The 18,944-nt window shown below is 41.9% G+C and carries 26 protein-coding genes and 2 pseudogenes; 22 read left to right on the top strand and 6 right to left on the bottom strand.

Annotated elements, in window-relative coordinates:
* Positions 1-113: 113 nt before the first annotated feature.
* The 4 genes and pseudogenes from xerA to ACTNA4_RS14795 all read left to right on the top strand — a co-directional run.
* Positions 114-923 (top strand): annotated as a pseudogene (xerA, locus tag ACTNA4_RS14810) (site-specific tyrosine recombinase/integron integrase); the annotation flags it as partial.
* 80 nt (positions 924-1,003) lie between these two features.
* Positions 1,004-1,261 (top strand): type II toxin-antitoxin system Phd/YefM family antitoxin, encoded by a 258-nt coding sequence (locus ACTNA4_RS14805; protein ID WP_441019213.1) that lies wholly within the window; start codon positions 1,004-1,006, stop codon positions 1,259-1,261.
* 74 nt (positions 1,262-1,335) lie between these two features.
* Entirely contained in the window at positions 1,336-1,581 is a 246-nt protein-coding gene (locus tag ACTNA4_RS14800) for a type II toxin-antitoxin system RelE/ParE family toxin (RefSeq protein WP_441019215.1), read from the top strand.
* Between the two features lie 49 nt (positions 1,582-1,630).
* Positions 1,631-2,278, top strand: a complete 648-nt coding sequence (locus ACTNA4_RS14795; RefSeq protein ID WP_441019217.1) for a YoaK family protein — start codon at positions 1,631-1,633, stop codon at positions 2,276-2,278.
* 253 nt (positions 2,279-2,531) lie between these two features.
* Here ACTNA4_RS14795 and ACTNA4_RS14790 read toward each other — a convergent pair whose 3' ends face one another.
* Entirely contained in the window at positions 2,532-3,092 is a 561-nt protein-coding gene (locus ACTNA4_RS14790; protein WP_427808720.1) for a helix-turn-helix domain-containing protein, read from the bottom strand.
* Positions 3,093-3,481: 389 nt separating this feature from the next.
* Here ACTNA4_RS14790 and ACTNA4_RS14785 point away from each other — a divergent pair, with 389 nt between their 5' ends.
* The 10 genes and pseudogenes from ACTNA4_RS14785 to ACTNA4_RS14740 all read left to right on the top strand — a co-directional run bounded on the left by ACTNA4_RS14785 (position 3,482) and on the right by ACTNA4_RS14740 (position 8,142).
* Positions 3,482-3,646: a hypothetical protein gene (locus ACTNA4_RS14785; RefSeq protein ID WP_156339392.1), complete on the top strand. Its 165-nt coding sequence runs from the start codon at positions 3,482-3,484 to the stop codon at positions 3,644-3,646.
* Between the two features lie 25 nt (positions 3,647-3,671).
* Entirely contained in the window at positions 3,672-3,854 is a 183-nt protein-coding gene (locus tag ACTNA4_RS14780) for a hypothetical protein (RefSeq protein WP_172680474.1), read from the top strand.
* Complete coding sequence (locus tag ACTNA4_RS14775; protein ID WP_441030813.1) at positions 3,799-4,647, top strand: recombinase family protein; 849 nt, start codon at positions 3,799-3,801, stop codon at positions 4,645-4,647. The genes ACTNA4_RS14780 and ACTNA4_RS14775 overlap by 56 nt, the downstream gene beginning before the upstream one ends.
* Positions 4,648-4,725: 78 nt before the next feature.
* Entirely contained in the window at positions 4,726-5,124 is a 399-nt protein-coding gene (locus ACTNA4_RS14770) for a zinc ribbon domain-containing protein (RefSeq protein WP_441030811.1), read from the top strand.
* Between the two features lie 80 nt (positions 5,125-5,204).
* Positions 5,205-5,492, top strand: coding sequence for a hypothetical protein (locus ACTNA4_RS14765; RefSeq protein ID WP_441025420.1), 288 nt, complete (start codon positions 5,205-5,207; stop codon positions 5,490-5,492).
* The gene (locus ACTNA4_RS14760) at positions 5,489-5,701 is read left to right on the top strand and encodes a hypothetical protein (protein WP_441025417.1); all 213 of its coding nucleotides are present in this window, start codon (positions 5,489-5,491) and stop codon (positions 5,699-5,701) included. The genes ACTNA4_RS14765 and ACTNA4_RS14760 overlap by 4 nt, the downstream gene beginning before the upstream one ends.
* Before the next feature lie 255 nt (positions 5,702-5,956).
* Complete coding sequence (locus ACTNA4_RS14755) at positions 5,957-6,271, top strand: PadR family transcriptional regulator (RefSeq protein ID WP_427808702.1); 315 nt, start codon at positions 5,957-5,959, stop codon at positions 6,269-6,271.
* Positions 6,271-7,218, top strand: coding sequence for a DUF2812 domain-containing protein (locus tag ACTNA4_RS14750; protein ID WP_441030809.1), 948 nt, complete (start codon positions 6,271-6,273; stop codon positions 7,216-7,218). Before ACTNA4_RS14755 ends, ACTNA4_RS14750 begins: the two co-directional genes overlap by 1 nt.
* A gap of 136 nt (positions 7,219-7,354) precedes the next feature.
* Positions 7,355-7,477, top strand: a pseudogene (locus ACTNA4_RS14745) (helix-turn-helix transcriptional regulator); the annotation flags it as partial.
* 254 nt (positions 7,478-7,731) lie between these two features.
* Positions 7,732-8,142: a hypothetical protein gene (locus tag ACTNA4_RS14740; RefSeq protein WP_002334817.1), complete on the top strand. Its 411-nt coding sequence runs from the start codon at positions 7,732-7,734 to the stop codon at positions 8,140-8,142.
* On the opposite strand, the gene ACTNA4_RS14735 is transcribed toward ACTNA4_RS14740, so the two are convergent.
* The 3 genes from ACTNA4_RS14735 to ACTNA4_RS14725 form a co-directional block, all read right to left on the bottom strand.
* Positions 8,091-8,957, bottom strand: a complete 867-nt coding sequence (locus tag ACTNA4_RS14735) for an aminoglycoside 6-adenylyltransferase AadE (protein WP_001255868.1) — start codon at positions 8,955-8,957, stop codon at positions 8,091-8,093. The genes ACTNA4_RS14740 and ACTNA4_RS14735 overlap by 52 nt on opposite strands.
* Before the next feature lie 175 nt (positions 8,958-9,132).
* Positions 9,133-9,678 carry an AAA family ATPase gene (locus ACTNA4_RS14730; protein ID WP_001071501.1) on the bottom strand — a complete coding sequence of 182 codons (546 nt, stop codon included), beginning with the start codon at positions 9,676-9,678 and terminating at the stop codon, positions 9,133-9,135.
* Between the two features lie 28 nt (positions 9,679-9,706).
* Positions 9,707-10,510, bottom strand: coding sequence for a helix-turn-helix domain-containing protein (locus ACTNA4_RS14725; RefSeq protein ID WP_441030807.1), 804 nt, complete (start codon positions 10,508-10,510; stop codon positions 9,707-9,709).
* 338 nt (positions 10,511-10,848) lie between these two features.
* On the opposite strand from ACTNA4_RS14725, the gene ACTNA4_RS14720 reads away from it, so the two are divergent.
* The 6 genes from ACTNA4_RS14720 to ACTNA4_RS14695 all read left to right on the top strand — a co-directional run bounded on the left by ACTNA4_RS14720 (position 10,849) and on the right by ACTNA4_RS14695 (position 15,304).
* Positions 10,849-11,262 carry a cysteine-rich VLP domain-containing protein gene (locus ACTNA4_RS14720; RefSeq protein WP_002588751.1) on the top strand — a complete coding sequence of 138 codons (414 nt, stop codon included), beginning with the start codon at positions 10,849-10,851 and terminating at the stop codon, positions 11,260-11,262.
* 111 nt (positions 11,263-11,373) lie between these two features.
* Positions 11,374-11,769, top strand: coding sequence for a replication initiator protein A (locus ACTNA4_RS14715; RefSeq protein WP_002588752.1), 396 nt, complete (start codon positions 11,374-11,376; stop codon positions 11,767-11,769).
* A 183-nt stretch (positions 11,770-11,952) separates the two neighbouring features.
* Entirely contained in the window at positions 11,953-12,897 is a 945-nt protein-coding gene (gene mobV / locus ACTNA4_RS14710; RefSeq protein ID WP_002334814.1) for a MobV family relaxase, read from the top strand.
* 72 nt (positions 12,898-12,969) lie between these two features.
* Entirely contained in the window at positions 12,970-13,164 is a 195-nt protein-coding gene (locus ACTNA4_RS14705) for a hypothetical protein (protein ID WP_002334813.1), read from the top strand.
* A gap of 144 nt (positions 13,165-13,308) precedes the next feature.
* Positions 13,309-14,886 carry a recombinase family protein gene (locus tag ACTNA4_RS14700; RefSeq protein WP_154410947.1) on the top strand — a complete coding sequence of 526 codons (1,578 nt, stop codon included), beginning with the start codon at positions 13,309-13,311 and terminating at the stop codon, positions 14,884-14,886.
* A 52-nt stretch (positions 14,887-14,938) separates the two neighbouring features.
* Complete coding sequence (locus ACTNA4_RS14695; RefSeq protein WP_441030805.1) at positions 14,939-15,304, top strand: helix-turn-helix domain-containing protein; 366 nt, start codon at positions 14,939-14,941, stop codon at positions 15,302-15,304.
* Positions 15,305-15,393: 89 nt separating this feature from the next.
* On the opposite strand, the gene ACTNA4_RS14690 is transcribed toward ACTNA4_RS14695, so the two are convergent.
* On the bottom strand, positions 15,394-16,254 hold the full coding sequence (locus ACTNA4_RS14690) for a DegV family protein (RefSeq protein WP_441030803.1): 861 nt from the start codon (positions 16,252-16,254) through the stop codon (positions 15,394-15,396).
* A gap of 707 nt (positions 16,255-16,961) precedes the next feature.
* Between ACTNA4_RS14690 and ACTNA4_RS14685 the strand changes: the two genes are divergently transcribed.
* Both ACTNA4_RS14685 and ACTNA4_RS14680 read left to right on the top strand, forming a co-directional pair.
* Positions 16,962-17,270 (top strand): hypothetical protein, encoded by a 309-nt coding sequence (locus ACTNA4_RS14685; protein WP_441030801.1) that lies wholly within the window; start codon positions 16,962-16,964, stop codon positions 17,268-17,270.
* A 456-nt stretch (positions 17,271-17,726) separates the two neighbouring features.
* The gene (locus tag ACTNA4_RS14680; RefSeq protein WP_427808708.1) at positions 17,727-18,263 is read left to right on the top strand and encodes a hypothetical protein; all 537 of its coding nucleotides are present in this window, start codon (positions 17,727-17,729) and stop codon (positions 18,261-18,263) included.
* Between the two features lie 72 nt (positions 18,264-18,335).
* Here ACTNA4_RS14680 and ACTNA4_RS14675 read toward each other — a convergent pair whose 3' ends face one another.
* Positions 18,336-18,869 carry a Crp/Fnr family transcriptional regulator gene (locus ACTNA4_RS14675; RefSeq protein ID WP_441030799.1) on the bottom strand — a complete coding sequence of 178 codons (534 nt, stop codon included), beginning with the start codon at positions 18,867-18,869 and terminating at the stop codon, positions 18,336-18,338.
* Positions 18,870-18,944: the final 75 nt, after the last annotated feature.

The following is an 18,944-nucleotide window of genomic DNA, read 5'->3' as shown; positions in this document are numbered from 1 at the left end:
AAGAACCGCGGGGCACGCGGGGATAGCTTATTGATACTTAGCCCTATCGGGTTATTGAGTAAGAAGCCCCTACTTCAAAGCTTTAGGGCTTAAGTAGTGGGAGCATGTCACCTGCCAAGCATTTAGAAGGATGTTCTGACAAAACGATACGCTATTATAGGTGTAATATTGAGAAGATGCTGGAGTCAATTAACATACCGGTGATAAAGATATCTACCGAAATGTTACGAAAATATCTTGTAGAGTATCAAGCAATAGATAATTGTGGAAAGGTGACTATTGATAATATTCGTAGAAGCCTTTCCACATTCTTTTCTTGGTTGGAGGAAGAAGATTATATAATAAAAAGTCCGATGAAAAGAATTCATAAGGTGAAGACAGCGATTATTGTAAAAGATACTATTTCAGATGAGAAAGTTGAGATTCTTAGGGATAATTGTAATAATTTACGTGATAGGGCAATGATTGATTTCTTGCTTTCGACAGGAATTCGGGTAGGTGAATCGGTAAGATTGAACATTGATGATATAGATTTCTCAGAACGTGAATGTGTTGTTTATGGAAAAGGAGATAAAGAACGTAAAGCTTATTTTGATGCAAAGACAAAGATTCATTTGATAAACTATATCGAATCAAAGACAGATAATAATAGTGCATTATTTGTTTCTCTGAATAAACCACATAATAGACTTACTGAAAGTGGTGTAGAATTACGCTTGCGAGAAATGGGTAAGAAGTTAGGTGTAGAAAAGGTGCATCCACATAAATTCAGGAGAACTATGGCAACTAGAGCAATTGAAAAGGGAATGCCGATAGAACAAGTACAGAAGATACTTGGACATGAACAGATAGATACAACGCTTAGATATGCTATGGTAAATCAGAATAATGTGAAAATGTCCCATAGAAAATATATTTCTTAGTGATTGATAAAAAGAGAAATAAGGGTTATAATTAATTTGGCAAGATAAAATTATGATAGAATTTGGATAAGGAGGTTGCTATGATACAGATAAGACCAGTTTCGGACTTGAGAAATAAATTTCCTGATATTGAAAAAGCGGTTGGAGGAGGAGAACCGGTATTTTTAACAAAGAATGGATATGGTGCAATGGTTGTATTAAGCTTAGAGGCGTACTCGAAACTTACAGATGGTGTTGAGGCTACATTGGACGAGGCGGACAGATACGCATCAGAGAATGAAAAAAGATATACACATGAAGAAGTTTTTTCAAATCTTCGAAGGAGGGTAAATGGCTGATACACAGTATGAATTAAGGTATTTACCTTTATTTTACGAGGATTTAGAACAAAAAGTTATATATATCAGAAACTTTGCATAATGAAAAAGCGGCAAATGATTTATTAGATGCAGTTGAAAAAGCGATAATGGAAAGATTACCTATTGCGGAATCATTTGAACCATTTCGCTCTGTAAAAGAAAGGCAATACAAATACTATCGTATTTATGTTAAGAATTTTGTTATTTATTATGTTGTAATAGATGGTATTGGTTCTAAAAAAATCATGGAAGTTAGACGTTTTTTATATAATAAACAAGACCGTGAACAGTTGATATAAATCAATCAACTACGCGGTGAATTTGAATTTGTGGAGGTGTTCATTTACATTGCAAACATCAGAGAGCTTTAGATTAAGTGCTGTCCTGGCGTTTTCAGGTGGATTTCAGGATGCATATACTTACAATATGAGAGACCATGTTTTTGCAAATGCTCAGACAGGTAATGTTGTTCTGATGAGTCAGAATTTTATGCAAGGCAATGCGGTTATGGGGTTTCATTATATGTTTCCTTTGCTTTCATTTGCTGCAGGAATTTTTATTGCCGAGCAAATTGAAAACAAGTTCAAGAACAGTAAGGGCATACACTGGAGACAAATCATTCTGTTTATAGAAATACTAATGCTTGGCCTTGTCGGATTTATGCCACTCAAACTAAATATGATTGCTAATATGTTAGTTTCCTTTTCATGTGCTATGCAGGTGCAGACTTTTAGAAAAGTGCATGGATACGGATATGCGAGCACTATGTGCATAGGAAATTTAAGAAGCGGAACAGAAAGCTTATCACATTACCTCCGGAATAAGGATAAGGAATCTTTATATAAAGCACTTCATTTTTGGGGTATAATTATCATTTTTGCAATCGGAGCCGGAAGCGGAGGAGTTCTATCTAATATCTGGGGTATAAAAACGATTTTGGTTTCCCCAATACTCTTAACTTTCGTTATTATAATGATGATTAAGGAGTACCGGTAAATTTCAGTTTGACGATTTGATGCTTGACAAGTGAATTATAATAAGAAGAAAAAGATATCACTTCCCCAGCGTTGTAATATCTCTTTTTTCGTGAAAGAAAAGACTACTCTGCAACCCTCCATAGAATGAAAAGTAGTCTAATCCAATGCCCGGATAGAGGGTGATGCATCTCCTGTGTTTAGGGGGTGCAAAAGGGGGTGCAACCGTTGGATTGTATCAAAATGGTGGTTGCGATGAATCCCTGTCCGTGTGGTTATTTTCCATTGTTTCTCCATTGTTTTTTAGGTTCATGTTTCCCACATCCATCACAGGTCTGAGGCCAGTTGATTTTCCATTCAAAGTATTCATTTCTGGTAATCTCGCCAGATTTCAGTTCTTCTTTTCTGAGAACCCATTCTTTCATAAAATCATTGACAAGTCCATAATTAATCCATAATCCCACAGGCGGATGTGCAGGCCAGCTATCGTTATCGTGATAGCGGACAGAGGTATCTTCGCTGGAATTGCATTTTTCTCCGGGATAAGTTTCCATCTGGAACAAGTTTATAGCGGATGGGTTGAATTCATCGATCCAGAACAAGAGTTCCATGAATTCGGTAGCATCCATTGTCGTTGCATCATACAGTGTCCAAGGATTTACGTTCAGTATTTTTGCCATTTCGGTTACCAGTTCTTTTTTGGGAACCCGGTAGTTTGTCTCATACTGGGCAAGACGATTTGCTCCTTTTTCACCCCAACCGAGGGCTGCGCCAAGCTCTGCTTGTGTCATTTTCCGGAATGTTCGGATTTTTTTTATTTTATCTCCAATCGTCATATCAGATACCTGCTTTCCTATTGATAATACTATTTTTACTTCCAAAATACTTTTTTGTAAACAGAAACATTCGCCAAAAAGCGAATTATAATGGCGGTAAAGTTGGATTCGCAAAAAAGCGAATTGATGTACATTGAAAACTTCATGAGCTGTATAATCTGCCAACACAGATGCCATGACCCTGTAAGGCTTTATTCTCAGGCGAGCGTCGAAGATACTCCGGAAACGACTGGTAAGTTTGTGAAGAAGCTGCCAGTAATCAGAAATATTCTGATAGAGGTCAGTTGTAACACTGACAGCAGATGATACGAATGGAAGCCAAACCAAGTGCAAAATTTTGACTGAAAGGAGTGATGCCGAAAAATAACAGGGAAAGGGGGAGTGAAGCAATGAGGAAAGAGTTGGAATACGCAAAGAAAATAGCTGTGATTACAAAGTTATTTCATTCAGAACTTCTGTCAGAACAAGAATTTGAAAAAATCAGACGGAAACTGATGGATAGTTATCTGATTGTCGGGGAACGTAGTGATGATCCGATGAAAGCAATTGCATAGAATAAAGAAAGTTGAGGAAAAAACAATGGAAGATAAGGTAATACAACATTCGTTCATATTTAAGATTTCAGATAAAATGACAGCACAAATAAAGAAACCAGTTACACATAAGGAAAGAAAAGTGTGGCAGGTAAAAGAAATGGAGGAAAATTATGAGCATGAAACAGGTTCAGGTTTTAGAGGCAACAAAGGCAGCACCGAACAGTAATGGCAGACGTACTGCGGGCATACAGATTGAACGTATTCGCGTTGTAGCATACTGCAGGGTATCGACGGATGGAGATGAACAGCTTGGCAGCTTTGAATCCCAGAAAGCATATTATGAGCAGAAAATAAAGCATAATAAGGAATGGGTATCTGCAGGAATCTTTGCAGATGAAGCCATTACCGGAACAAAGGTCGATAAAAGAGAAGGGTTCCAGGAGATGATACGAAAATGTCAGAATGGGGAGATTGATATGATTCTTACAAAATCTATTTCCCGATTTTCCAGAAATACACAGGATATTATCAAATATGTACGCATGCTCCGTGACCGGAATATTGCGATTGTGTTTGAAAAAGAAAATATCAACACACTGGATATGAATGGAGAAATGCTTCTGACAATCTTAAGTTCTCTTTCACAGGGAGAGGTGGAATCTCTTTCTGAAAATGTAAAGATGGGTTTAAAAATGAAAATGAAGCGTGGCGAGCTGGTAGGATTCAATGGCTGTCTGGGATATGATTATCATCCGGATACGAAAAGTATCACCGTAAATGAGCAGGAGGCTGAAACAGTGAGGTTTATTTATAATATGTACCTGCAAGGCTATGGAAGCTCTACCATTGCAAAGAGATTGACTGAAATGGGTATAAAAAACAAACTGGGAAAAGTAGAATGGCATGATCATGGTGTAATGGGGATTATCAAAAATGAGAAATATAAAGGAGATATCCTGCTTGGAAAAACATTCACAGTTGACCTAATATCCAAAAGGCGGCTTGCTAATATGGGATAAGAAGACAGGTATTACATCCGGGATCATCATGAACCGATTGTTTCAAGAGAGGTCTGGGATAAAGCAGACGAAATCCGATTGAAACGTGTAAAACCAAGGCTCATGGAGAACACCGGAAACAGGGAACGTTATACAAGACAGTTTACATTCAGCAGCATGCTTGAATGTGGATACTGTGGTCATAAACTTTCCCGGAGGACAAGGCACCAGACAACAACAACGAAAAAACCAGTATGGCAGTGTATGAATGCAATCAAGAATGGAATCAGCAGTTGCCCGAATTGCAAAGCCATAGATGAAGTGATTATTGAAAATGCATTTGTGGATGCGTTCCAGCTTCTGGCAGACAACTTTGATGATGTCCTTGATTCAGTGTTGAACACCATTGAAGATGTATTGAAAGACGATACTGAATTAAAAAGAGTGAAACAGCTGGAAAAGGATATTAGTAGTATCGAAACGAAAAAAGCAGGTTAACAGATCTGCTGATTGATGGTAAAATAGAGCAGGAAGATTATGATGAAAAGAAGCTGAGTTTTCAGAGAAAACTTCATCAGATGACAGAAGAAAAGGCTTATCTGGAAGAAAATATCGGGCAGCAGAAAAATATAAGCAAGCGTATGGATCAGCTCCGTAAGACACTGGAAAATGAAGACATTCTGGATGAATTTGATCGTATTGTGTTTGAAAGCATTGTGGAAAAGGTAATTGTCGGTGGATACGATGAAAACGGGAATCCTTCCCCATATAAACTGACTTTTGTTTTGAAATGTAATCAGGATTTGAAAGTAAACGATGCAAAAGCAGAATATCGAAGTAAACAGAAAGGAAAAAAGGTGTCATGATGGAGCAGGATAGAAAAGAGTATTTGGATAAAGATGAATCGGAAAAAATGTGTTCATCAAAGATTGGCGAGGCTGGGGAAATGTGTTCTCCAGCCGATACCGACACATGTGGAGACGGTTGTTCTTTTACAACGGAAATAAGCGGTTTTTCAAGTGTTTGTATGGTGAGTTCAGTCTATTTGCCACCGATTTGCCACCCACAAAAATAAAACCATGTGAAAACAAGAAAAGCGGTTGAACATTGAGCAGTTCAACCGCTTTTTGGTTGTGCGCCTGTAACGATTTTTTAAATACATCAACAGCGGTCTGTTGCATCGCATCAGTATTGAAAGTATAAGTTTACAATGTGGTTTCGGTATTCTTGTATTTATCTTGACATATATATCGCAGTGTGATATATAATATATAACGAAGTGCGATACATATTACTGCGATGTATGAAGAACGAAAGGAGGCACTGACAGATGGATACACATATTAAAAAAGTATATGTTCCAATGACGGAGACAGGGTTCTACATCCTGTTATGCTTAAAAGAACCAAATCATGGATACGGAATTGTTCAAAAGGTAAAGGATCTTACGAATGGAGATATCGTTCTTGCGCCGGGCACAATGTATGGCAGTCTGTCCAAGATGGAAAAAGATGGATTAATCTGTTTCCTAAGAGAAGAAGAAAAGCGAAAAATATATGTAATTACAGATTTGGGACAAGAAGTACTGGAAATTGAAATGAAGAGGATTGAGAGATTGTATCGGAATATGAAGGAGATGAGATAATGGGAAAAGTTAAAACGGTATTTAAATTTTATACAATTCCGGAGTACAGGAAAGAAGAAGAATTCCTCAGCTCCATGCATAGACAAGGCTGGAAATTTACGAAAGTGACATTTCCTGGATTTTATCATTTTGAACAATGTGAGCCGGAAAATGTAACCTATAGGCTGGATTACAACCAGGACGGAGTTGCGAATAAAGCGGAATATGTTCAGATGTTTTCTGATTGCGGCTGGGAATATCTGTTTGACTTTGTCGGGTATAGCTATTTCCGAAAAGCATCCGATGAAGCCGATATGAATGAAGAAATCTTTTGTGATGATGATTCCAGACTTGATATGATGAAGCGTGTTTATAAAGGCAAGGTAATGCCGCTAGTTATCATTTTTTTATGCATAATCCTTCCACAGTTAATCATGAACACCGTGGGATATGGTAGCGGAAGTATCGTACAGGATGTACTTTCAATTACCTTTTTGATTTTAGGGATTCTGTATATTGTATTACTTGGTTCTTTTTCTGTTCAGTTTTATCAGTATGAAAAAAGTGTACATCCGGAGGATAATAGACGAAAAGTAAAGTATTGTGGAATTATGGCAGGTCTTGTAATAAGTGCATTCATAATGATGGGAGCAGTATGGTTCTCATTTTCATCAGATTATACGCTTCATGAGTATGAAAATGGGTTCATAGTAGAAGCTGACCGATTAAATAAAAGTATCGTGAAAGAATATAATTTGAAGAAGGGAGACAGCGTTGCGGTTTCTCATGAGGCTGAAGGCGGGGAACTCTATATCAGTATAAAAAAGGAAAATGTGGAACCTGTTTTTTATGGAAATACGTTTGGAGAATGGGATGATTTTTCTGTGAATATACAGGAGGATGGCTGTTATCAAATAACGTGTTCCGGAAAGAAAGCTAAAGGTACAGTAAGATTTACTATAAAATAAAAGTTCAAATATTGTGGGGATGGTGAGCTGGACATATCATGTCCCATAGGCGGATTTACGGACATTGCTCACTTTGTGTCCTGTAAATTTGTCATAGCAGGAGGTATTCTGTTCTCAGAAAGGAGGTCACAAATTTATGGATCAAGTAAAAATCGGAAGCTTTATCAAAGAGCTCCGGAAGGAGAAGGGACTTACACAGGAACAACTGGCAGAACAATTTCAGGTATCAAGAAGAACCATCTCAAGATGGGAGACCGGAGTTTCCCAAAGTTAAAGATACCACATCAATCCCACGCGGACTTTTGCTCAACCGATACAGCCGGAGGGCTGGATAACAAGAAAAGGCGGTATGCGCCCCGTGGAGGGGTAGCGTACCGCCTTTTCTTGTGGGGGTTTCCAAAGGGGGCAACGCCCCCATTTGGCACACGACTTTGCGAAGCAAAGTGTAGTGTGTTATACGCTCTGCCGGCGTTGCCGTGAAAATGCCGTTGCCGCCGGGGAGGGCAAGGGCATTTGAAGCGGCAGGAAAACAGGGCTGTGCTTGCGTGGCGTGGAGCCGCAAGCGCAGGTCTGGACTCATCAGCAGACAGGGCGTATATGAAAGCCCCAGTTCCTCGTCCTACGCTCCAACTTGTGGACAAAGTGTCCCGAAGTTGTGGCCACACTCCCGGAAAAGTAGCAGGACAACGGGCAACCGTCAAGGCTGAAATGAACGGGTTTACACCCGGCCTTGACCTCCGCCCGCTGTCCCGCTGGATGGGTGGACAAGGCGGCCAATCCCTCAAAGTGCTTGGCCGCTCTCTTTCTGATTTTGAGGTATTCAGTTTTTCAAAATTGAATAATCAAAATAAATTTTTTCGATTGAAAAAATTTTATTTGTTATCATCTTCAATGCCATATTTTTTCTTTTGCCGAATCACATAATTACTGATTTTTTCATCATATAGTGGATACTGGTAATCCAACTGGCATGCCACTTCTGACGAAACCTCCCGGAACAATGCCATACATTGTTCAAAGGATTCCCACATATGGGGATAGGAATCCATATTATAAGTGGACATAAGTCGTTCCCACAATTCCTCTGGGACATATTGCTTCATAAATTTATAGTTTTTTCCCAAACTGAAATGAAATCCCTGTTTGATACCAATCAGCCAGGAAATCATGCGAAGCAATTCTTTTCGTACTATATCATTCATATGGTCAATAGCAAAAAGAATTTCTTTGCGGCATAAGCCCTTTACTACATATGTTGTAGTATTCCAAAATTCATTACAGCAATCGTCAAACATTCTTTGAGTAGGCTTCTGCAAGTGGTAGTCTATATCCGTTGGTATTGGCGGCTTTACGATACGGTTGTCTTTATCCAACAGTAACTTTACCAGTTTATCCCATGTAAAATACTCGTCTATCAGTTCCAGCGGCAGCAAAGTTAAATCTATCTTAACATCATCAGTAAACAGCATTAAATATGAAAATCCCTTTTCTACAGCTGGAAATAATTCCATATCTTCCGGCTTTTGCAGAATCAACCTTTCACCAAATATATCTAGCCATTTATCATCACTTGTGAAGCTGTCCATATCCGTAACAAAAAAAGTAATATCAAAATCCTGAAAATCATCAGGCGGAATATTTGTATTTGTTCTAGATCCTTCCAAAGTAACCATGCGAATGCGTTTGTCTGTTTTTGCAAAATTCAAAACAATATCATAAACTTCCTTTTCTGATCTCATTTTTATCTCCTCCAATTATTGAAATAGGTGTGAAGCCATTTTAGGGCTTTCCCGCCTTGATTACCCTTTAGCAAAGACGGGCGGGACTGTCAACGGCGGCGCATGAAATGCGCCGTTCATCTTGACCGTTGACTGGCTCGGCTGGCTTTGCTATCTTCCTGACAAATGGGAATGTCTAAGATAGTAAAGACGTCCCACATGCAACTCTTTCTTTTATTGCGGAAACCGTATCTTTAATTGTGAATGTAGTTGTGTCTATGACATTTGATTCATATACTCCCAAACCGGAAAATTGCTCCCACATTGTTTCCACTAATTCAATATTTGTTTTTCTATCTAATTTTGAGCGTTCCACAGCTCGCTTCATAGTTTCTTTTTTACTCGCTCTTAATACAATATAGTGTACCTCGTAATCTTCTTGGGCAAGAGCTTTCCATGGCTCCAAAAACCATGGCCCGACAATCCCATCTACAATTACATCATATCCGCCACGAGCATATCGCTTTGCAGCTTCTAAAAAGGCTTCAATGACAACCAGATTTTGCTCGTTGGATTCTGGCAAATGTGGTGGTATTGCGCCTTTGCTTAAGTAATGAAAAAAGTCATCGGTGTGCATATGCACTGATTTATCCATATCTGATTCCTTTGCGACAATTGACGCAGTTGTTGTTTTTCCTGTCCCCGGTGAGCCTGTAATCACAATAATTCTTCCTTGATTCATCTGTATTTTCCCTCACAATTCAAATTTATCACTTTGTTCCTGCCTGCTCAATCATCTTCTTCGCAAACTGCTGGAACATTTCAACAGTTTCTTTATCCATCGGTGTAAGCTGTCCGATCTGTCCAGCTATCATCGCCGTTACATCGTCAATGGAAAGTGGTTTTTGTTTCTGTTCCGCCAGTGCGTCCCGCATGGCTTGGAACATAGCGGCGGTCACAGCTTCTCCCGGCTGTTCCCCGTTGTCAATGTCTTTCTTAATGTCCCGCAGGATAGCCAGGAACACATTTTTGATTTTTTCAATCTCCGCTTCATGTTCCCCTATCTTTTGGGCGTTCAAAAGCTGTAAATCCTGCTTCGCTTCTGCCCGGTGTTCCGGGTGTTCTTTCATCAGGTCGGACAGGGAAGCCGTTGCCATCTCGATAAGCTGGTTTCTTGCTGTTATGCCCTTTGCCGCCGTATCCTGAAAATAAATCCGTATCAAATCTATCAGCTTAGGAAAATTCCTGTGTTCCAACAGGCGGTTGAGGATTTGCACATCAACAGCACCCGTCACAAGCCCCCTCACGGCTCCCTCGGACAAGCCTAATTCAGAAATATCGTAGCTTTTACGAACGCTCACGGTAGACAAGCCCAGTATGTAGTCTGTCGATACCTTAAATTCCTTTGCCACACCTATGAGAATATCACTGCTGACCGTTCTTGTTTCGCCGCTGACAATGCGGCTCAACTGGGAAGCGGAAACGTCTATCTTCTCCGCAAGTTCCTTTTGTGTGATGTGGTTCCCGTTGCATAAATCGGAAATCCGCTGTCCGGGCGTTCCGGGTAAAGCCATAGATACGCACCTCCTCCGCATACTTCCATTATACAGAATGATTGCAAAAATGCAATTTCCAAAGTGTAAACTTCATCAAAATGCAATTCTCGCAATATTCCGGGAATTGCATTTTTTTCGTGTAGACTTAGGGTAGTTCATCGATGGACGGCACCTTGAAAACAGAATGACCGTCCGAAAAGGAATACCCCGGCTGGGGAAGCACCGCAAGGAGTCGGACTTCGGGACAAAATGTCCCGAAGTTGCGAGGAGCGTGCCAACGCCGGAACACGCCGCAGGAATGGGGCAGGAAACCTTTTCGGGGAGAACGGCAACGGAAAGCAAAATGGAGGGAACGCATGAGAGATAACCCCTATAAAGACTTGCCGCCGCTGGAACGCAGGCCGGACGGTTCCCTTTACCGCATGACCCCGGCGCAGAGAAAACAGGCGGCCAGCCTGATACGCCGGGAGTGCTGTTGCTGTGAGGACGGCAACTGCATTGTCCTTGACGATGGGGACACCTGCACCTGTCCGCAGACGATTTCTTTCTCGGTCTGCTGTAAGTGGTTCCGCTGGGCGGTCTTGCCGCTGGACGGGACGCTGGAAGCGGAGATTTTCCGGGATAAGGACTTGAAACGCTGTGAGGTCTGCGGCGGTGTGTTCGTCCCCAAATCCAACCGGGCAAAATACTGCCCCGGCTGTGCCGCCAGAGTTCACAGGCGGCAGAAAACAGAAAGTGAACGGAAAAGGAGGTCTGCTGTGGACAGTTAGGAGCGAAAAAAGCCTTGATTTATCAGGCTTCGCAAGCCCCAAACCGGGGCTGGTGGTATAAAGTATCGCCCGCCCCGGAAAACGGGCTTCTAACCGTCCACAAAACGCACTATGACAAATACCATCTATATCCATCAGCCGGAAAAGGCGTTCAGCTTCACCCGGCTCCCGAATTTCCTCTTTGAAGCCCCCACATTCAAGCCCTTGTCCAACGAGGCAAAGGTTCTGTACGCCTTTATCCTGCGCCGGACAGAGTTATCCCGCAAGAATGGGTGGGCGGATGATTGCGGACGGATTTATCTGTACTATCCCATCTGCGAGGTGGTTGACCTGCTCCACTGTGGGCGGCAGAAAGCGGTAAACACCCTGCGGGAACTGCAATACGCCGGGCTGGTGGAGATCCAGAAGCAGGGCTGTGGAAAACCCAACCGCATTTTCCCAAAATCCTATGAAGCGGTTCCAAACACCGACTTCAAGAAATCCGGTTCTGGTACGCCGGAGGGCTGAAAACCGTACTTATGAAGTGAGGAAATCACTCCCCGGAAGTACGAAAACCGGACGGTATATAGAAATACAAAGATTAAAAAGATTTATTTATATTCTATCCATTCCAATCCTATCCGAGCTAATTTCTGCGGGATTTTCCCTGTGGAAAACCCCGGATAGGAAAGGAATGGGGAAAGGAGCAGAATGGCACAACACGCAATTTTGCGGTTTGAGAAGCACAAGGGCAACCCGGCAAGGCCGCTGGAAGCCCATCACGAAAGACAGAAAGAACAATACGCCAGCAACCCCGACATTGACACAAGCCGGAGCAAGTACAACTTTCATATCGTCAAGCCAGAGGGCAGGTACTATCATTTCATTCAAAACCGCATTGAACAGGCCGGGTGCCGAACCCGCAAGGACAGCACACGGTTTGTCGATACGCTGGTAACTGCCAGCCCGGAGTTTTTCAAGGGGAAATCCCCAAAGGAGATACAGGCGTTTTTCCAGAGGGCGGCGGACTTCCTCATTGGCCGGGTAGGACGGGAAAATATCGTGTCGGCGGTGGTACACATGGACGAGAAAACGCCCCACCTGCATTTGACCTTTGTTCCGCTGACAAAGGACAACCGCCTGTGTGCAAAGGAGATTATCGGCAACCGGGCAAACCTGACGAAGTGGCAGGACGATTTTCACGCCTATATGGTGGAGAAATATCCTGACTTGGAGCGTGGGGAGAGCGCCAGCAGGACAGGCCGGAAGCATATCCCCACCCGGCTTTTCAAACAGGCGGTTTCCCTCTCCCGGCAGGCAAGAGCCATTGAAGCCACACTGGACGGCATTAACCCGCTGAACGCCGGAAAGAAAAAAGAGGAAGCCCTCTCCATGCTGAAAAAGTGGTTCCCGCAGATGGAGAATTTCTCCGGGCAGTTGAAAAAGTACAAGGTCACAATCAATGACCTGCTGGCGGAGAATGAGAAGTTGGAAGCAAGGGCAAAGGCCAGCGAAAAAGGAAAGATGAAAGATACGATGGAACGGGCAAAGCTGAAAAGCGAACTGGACAATTTACAGCGGCTGGTTGACCGTATCCCGCCGGATATACTGGCGGAACTGAAACGTCAGCAGCGGCACACGGTAAAGGAAAGGTGATAGATATAAGCAGAAATTTTCGCCGCCTCTGTGCGGCATTGTACCTTGAAAACTGAATATGGAGGACACTGGATGGCAAAAAGTGAAAGCGATATTTTTACACCCCGAACAGGGCAGGTTATACAAGCAGAGAACGGCACGCAGTATTTTGTATGTGGGAACAACCGTATAAAAATCTCCGAACACTTCGCCGCAGGCGGGAAGCCCCTCGGTGATCTGATTGTAGATGTGGTGCGGCATACCGCAGAAAAAGCCGCTTCAACCTGATAGCCCATCATTGATAACACGCCCACGCTTATGATATAATTGCCATAGAGCAAAAGTATTGTAAGCGTGGGTTGTTTCTTTAGAAGGAGGATTTTTACGGTGAAACAACCTTACAATACTACGATTTACAACACGGCGCTTTATATGAGATTGAGCCGGGACGATGAACTGCAAGGAGAAAGCGGGAGTATTCAGACACAACGCATGATGCTCCGGCAATATGCCGCCGAGCATGGCCTGAATGTCATAGATGAATATATCGACGATGGATGGTCTGGAACGAACTTTGACAGGCCGGATTTTCAGAGAATGATTGATGACATTGAGGACGGGAAAATCAACTGCGTTGTTACGAAGGATTTATCCCGCTTAGGCAGAAACTACATTCTGACCGGCCAGTACACGGAAATCTACTTTCCCAGCAAAGGCGTCCGCTATATCGCTGTCAATGACAATGTGGACACCATCAACGGAGAGAATGAGCTTGCCCCATTCCTCAACATTCTGAATGAAATGCACGCCCGCCAGACCAGCAAAAAGGTAAAGGCGGCCATGCGGACACGGTTCGCAAATGGCGCACACTATGGAGCCTATGCTCCGCTTGGCTATGTCAAAGACCCAGATAAGAAAGGCCATCTTCTGATTGACCCGGAAACAAGGTGGATTATCGAAAAGATTTTTGACCTTGCCGTTCATGGCCGGGGAGCCGCCAGCATTACACGGATTTTGGTCGAAGAAAAAGTACCTACTCCCGGCTGGCTGAATTTCCAGAGATACGGCACTTTCGCAAATATCTATGCCGGAGCGCCGGAGGAAAAAGCCTATGCGTGGACGATAGCGCAGGTGAAAAGTATTCTGAAAGAGGAAACCTATATCGGACACAGCGTCCACAATAAGCAGACCAACATTTCATTCAAAAACAAGAAGAAAGTACGCAAGCCAAAAGAGGAATGGTATCGTGTGGAGAACACCCACGAAGCGATTATTTCCGAAGATGTGTTCCGTCAAGTACAGGAGCAGATTTGCAACAGGCGCAGACGGCAGAAGAACGGCACAACACAGATATTTTCCGGGCTGGTAAAATGTGCGGACTGCGGCTGGTCGCTGGCCTATGGTATGAACAGCCAGAACAAAAATCCCTATGCCCACTACCATTGTAGCAAGTACGGGCAAGGATTGCACCAGTGTTCCATGCACTATATCCGCTATGATGTGCTTTACGCCTATGTCCTTTCCCGTCTGCAATACTGGTCTGTGCTGGCACAGCAGGATGGGGACAAACTTCTGAAACGGCTACTTAACGCCAGCGACAAGGAACGCAATACTGCAAGGAAGCGGCAGACAGCCGAACTGAAAAAGGCGGAAAAGCGCAAAGCAGAAGTAGACACCCTGTTTGCAAAAATGTATGAGGACTGGTCTGCCGGACGCATTACAGAATACAATTTCAATATGCTGTCCGAAAAGTATCAGGGCGAACAGCGAGAATTGGACGTAAAAATTGAACGGCTTCACGAAGCGATGGAGACCGCCGCCCAGACAGCGGTTGACGCTGAAAAGTGGATAGGTCTGATGAAACAGTATGTCAATCCCACAGAATTGACGGCTGAACTTCTGAATACGCTGATTGAAAAAATCCTTGTCCATGAAGCGGTCAAAAGTGAGGACGGAAGCCGGGAACAGGAAGTGGAAATCTTCTACCGCTTTATCGGCAAAATCGAATGACACATCTTGAGATACCCAACAATATCTTTAACTAAGGGAAACGGGAAGTAATTTGCCGGATTTGGATCTTCTCATTGAAATGGCGGATTATTATGATGTGGATCTGCGGGAAATTTTAGATGGGGAAAGGAAAAGCGAGAAAATGGATAAAGAATTAGAAGAGACTGTATTAAAAGTTGCAGATTATAGTAATGAAGAAAAACAGAAATTGACAAGGCGTATGCATTGGTTGTTTATCGGAGGATTTATCGCAGCGGTTATTTATATGATTCTGGTGTTCAGTGATCGGGCGGATAATTTCCTCGGAGGATTGTGCCTGGGAATTACATTTGGCATGATGATCGTTGGAGTGATTATGACGAGTAAATATGCGGCCCGGCTCAGAGCGTTCAAAATGCGGCTTCTGCATAGAAAGTAACAAGGAAAATCTGTTGGACAGATGATAATGGGAATAAAAAAACACAAGGGCAGGAGGTCCTTGTGTTTTTTGGCAAACATCTTTTTCAATTATATGTCTTTGGACGAGAATCCTGCTAAACCGAAGGCAGCAGGGCCGCCATGCGTGGTAATCACTCCGCCTGCCTGAATCCAGTTTACCTGGAGAAATCCACATTCTTTTGCAGTTTCTTCAGCACTGATGCGGATTTCGTCCTGCAAACCGATGGTATATACAAGCCATAGAGTATCACGCTTCAGAGCATAGCTGTCGGCATAATCTTTGATAAGCTGGGAAGCGATCTTTTTCATTTCCCCGCGATACTTTTTGGTGGCAACCAGCTTGCCATCCAGTATTTCAATGCAGGGATGGAGGTTTAAAATGCGGCTTCCCATGCACACTGCGTTACTGACACGGCCACCGGCACAAAGAAATTCCAGATTATCAGGAAGAAAACACATTTTCGCGCGTGCAATCAAGTCATTAGCGGCCGCCAACACTTCATGGATGGATAATTCGGGATTCTTTTTCAGGAGTTTGGCAATTTCTATAACAATGGCTGCCTGTCCTACAGAGACCTGTTTGGTGTCGATGGCGGTGACATAGTCTCTGTCTTCTGCGGCAAGCATTGCACTTTGATAAGAGCAGGTGGTTGCTGCGGAATAAGCCAGATAAAGAATTTGCGCTGTCGGATTGATGTTGTGAATTTCATCAAATATATTTATGAAATCCTCAGGGGAGCTTCCGCTGGTTCTTGGAAGTTTTCTGGTGTCATGATAGTAATCGCAGATCTTCTGAACCGGAAAAGAACCGTCGTCAAGTGTTTCTGAGTCAAAAGCAACATGCATGGGAACGAGTTGTATGTCATACTGAGTGGCAAGTTCAGGGGTCAGATCAGAACCGGTCTCTGCAACAAGAATAATTGGATCCATAGGAAATCTCCTTTCAGGTGTAATTGCTTATTCTGTCTCAAAACAGAACACTAATAATAGAACACATAGTTTCAAAAACTGCGTCAAGATTTTTTTTGAACAATGTGAGGCGGCGGGAAATGAAAAGACTCTTTATCTTGCTGCATAAAATCAGAAAATTTTATTTTACTTAAAAAATATTTGGAAAATATATTGACATAATCATAGAAGAGTGATAATATAAACTTAACAAAAGAAAAGAAGAGACAACTTCAAAAAACAGGAGGTAGGTCCAATGAAATAGATAATTTGAATTGGACAAAATCAATAGAAAGAGGGGTTATACAGTGAAACTTCTAGAATATCATTAAAAGAGCTATTTGATTTGTAAAGAAAATCAAATAGCTCTTTTTTTGTAATGCCGCGGTATCGGAAAGAGAGTGCATTTATGTAATACTATACAAAGATTTACAAGATGGCAGCAGTCAATAGCTGCCCTTTTTCTATGTGTTTTCTACCCAAGATTTGTCCAAGATTGCATGGACAAAGATAAATTATGATAATATGAAAATGTGAAGAAACTTTGATTTTATGCGGTTTGTTAAACAATCGAAAATCGTGATAAAACAATAACTTTTAAACGACAAGTTCAATGACAAATAAAGAATCTTCCTTTAAAATAGTAACTAGAAAGAAAAATGGCAGGTATTTTAAGGGAGGAGTTTATTATGGGCGATAAGATACTGGTGACACAGGCGTTGGACGAAAGAGATCTTCTGGTTAAGAAGATTGCTGATAAGATTGAAAAAGCAAGTTTTGTTGATACGATCAAACCGAATGAGGATAAAGTCTACGAAAAGCGTGTAGCCAAAGAAGTCTATGCAAAGGAAGCTAAAGCGGCATATCAGCAAATCATGGATCTGATAGATCGTTTTCAGAAACTGTCAGATTTGGAAGAAAAGCGGAGTACACTTCTTGCGGAACTGGATACACAGATCAAGGTTTCAAATGCAACTACGTTTATTGAAATAGCATAACATAACGATAATAATGCGTGTAATCGTAAAAATGTGTCTACATTATGAAAACTTCAAACTCAACTTCCCGATAACAGGGGCAATATTTATTGTTTTTACATTACTGGATCGTAAATTGTGAATTGATAACTCTTTTGACTTGAACTGTATTTAGTGTATAAAGAACTTTTGTTCAGGCATAGAATTGTGCCGAAATCCATGTGTAAGGTTATAGTGATAAGCTGATTGACTGGAAGACATCCTCATGGCTGTAATGCAGGCATATAGACTACGCGCAAAGATAATATGAAATGATGCTTTTTTGGAAAATGGCTGGCTTTTGATGAAGCTGGCTGTTTTTCAAAAGAAGGAATGAAAGGGACAACAGAAAGAGCCTGAATCGTAACGAATGCACTGGAATCGGGGGTGTTACGGTGCATAATATAAATTAATTAGGACAGGGAAAGAGGAAGAACCATGAAAAAGCGAAAGAAGATTGAAATTATTACAAAAGCAATTACTGAAATAGGGCTATGCCGCTGTTCCTTTTCGTATAGCGAGGACTTTTTTTATTATTATCCAAATGAAGTAAATAAAAAATTTTTTTTGGGACAAACTGAAGCAGATTTTCAATTAGATGGCTATTGTATACGTAAAATGTCACAACTTAAGAAAGTTGAGGTTAATACTAATAAATGTAATGAGATTAATAAACGATATGGTATTACAAGAGGTATTAAGGCACCGGATATTGATCTGTCTGATTGGAGGACAATTTTTGATTCCTTAAAAACGAAGGAGCAATTTATTATTGTGGAAGATGAAATTCATGGAGAGTTTGCTATTGGCGTAGTTGTCAAGGCGAAGAAGAATAAACTATTTCTCAGGGCGTTTGATGCAGATGGAGTATGGTATGATGATATACTTAAGATTCCTTACTCTACTATCACAAATGTAGAATGGGGAACAAGATATTCTGATATGTGGGAAAGGTATATGAAGGAAAGACCGTAACCGTCGGAATTTGAATATGCTAAATCTACGGGAAAGAGTGTATGGTACCCGGAATAAAGCAAAGTATTTGTGTTACGGTGAGAGTTGAATCCCGGTTAATGTGAATTGATTTTTACGAAACTCCAGAATGCCTTCGTCGCGCATACGTCCCAGTTCCTTGGAGAGGGCGCTTCGATCCAGGTTCAGATAATCTGCCATTTGCTGGCGATTAAACGGAATTCGAAACGTAGTTCTGCCTTCCTTAACGGCCTGATAGGAAAGATAAGTCAGGATGCGGGCACGTGTTGACTTGGGGGTGGTACAGAAAATGCGGTTTGAAAGTACCTGATTTTTCTGTACACAGGCATTCAGGATGTTTTTCATAAACTTTCTTTGCCAGGAATCATTCGCATACAGCGGATCTGTAAGAGCACTCAGATTCAGAAACAGAACCTCGCAGTCTTCGGCAGATACGACGTCTACCATTAAAGGCTCCCGGCTGAGCGCATAAGTTTCCGCAAAAATATGACCGGCAGAAACGTTGCTCAGGATGCTGCGATTCCCCCAGAGATCATTGATTTCAATATTGACTGTCGTCTCGCAAAATAAAGTTCCTGTCTCCTGCACAAAAACAGCGAATTATTATATCAGTTCCATAATGATGTCTCTTTGTACGTGCCTGTAATTACGGCGCGCTTTTTT

The sequence above is a fragment of the Bariatricus sp. HCP28S3_A7 genome (genome assembly GCF_052066375.1).
GTDB lineage: Bacteria > Bacillota > Clostridia > Lachnospirales > Lachnospiraceae > Allocoprococcus.
Note: the sequence above shows the minus strand (reverse complement) of the source record. Positions and strands in the feature narration are given on the sequence as shown.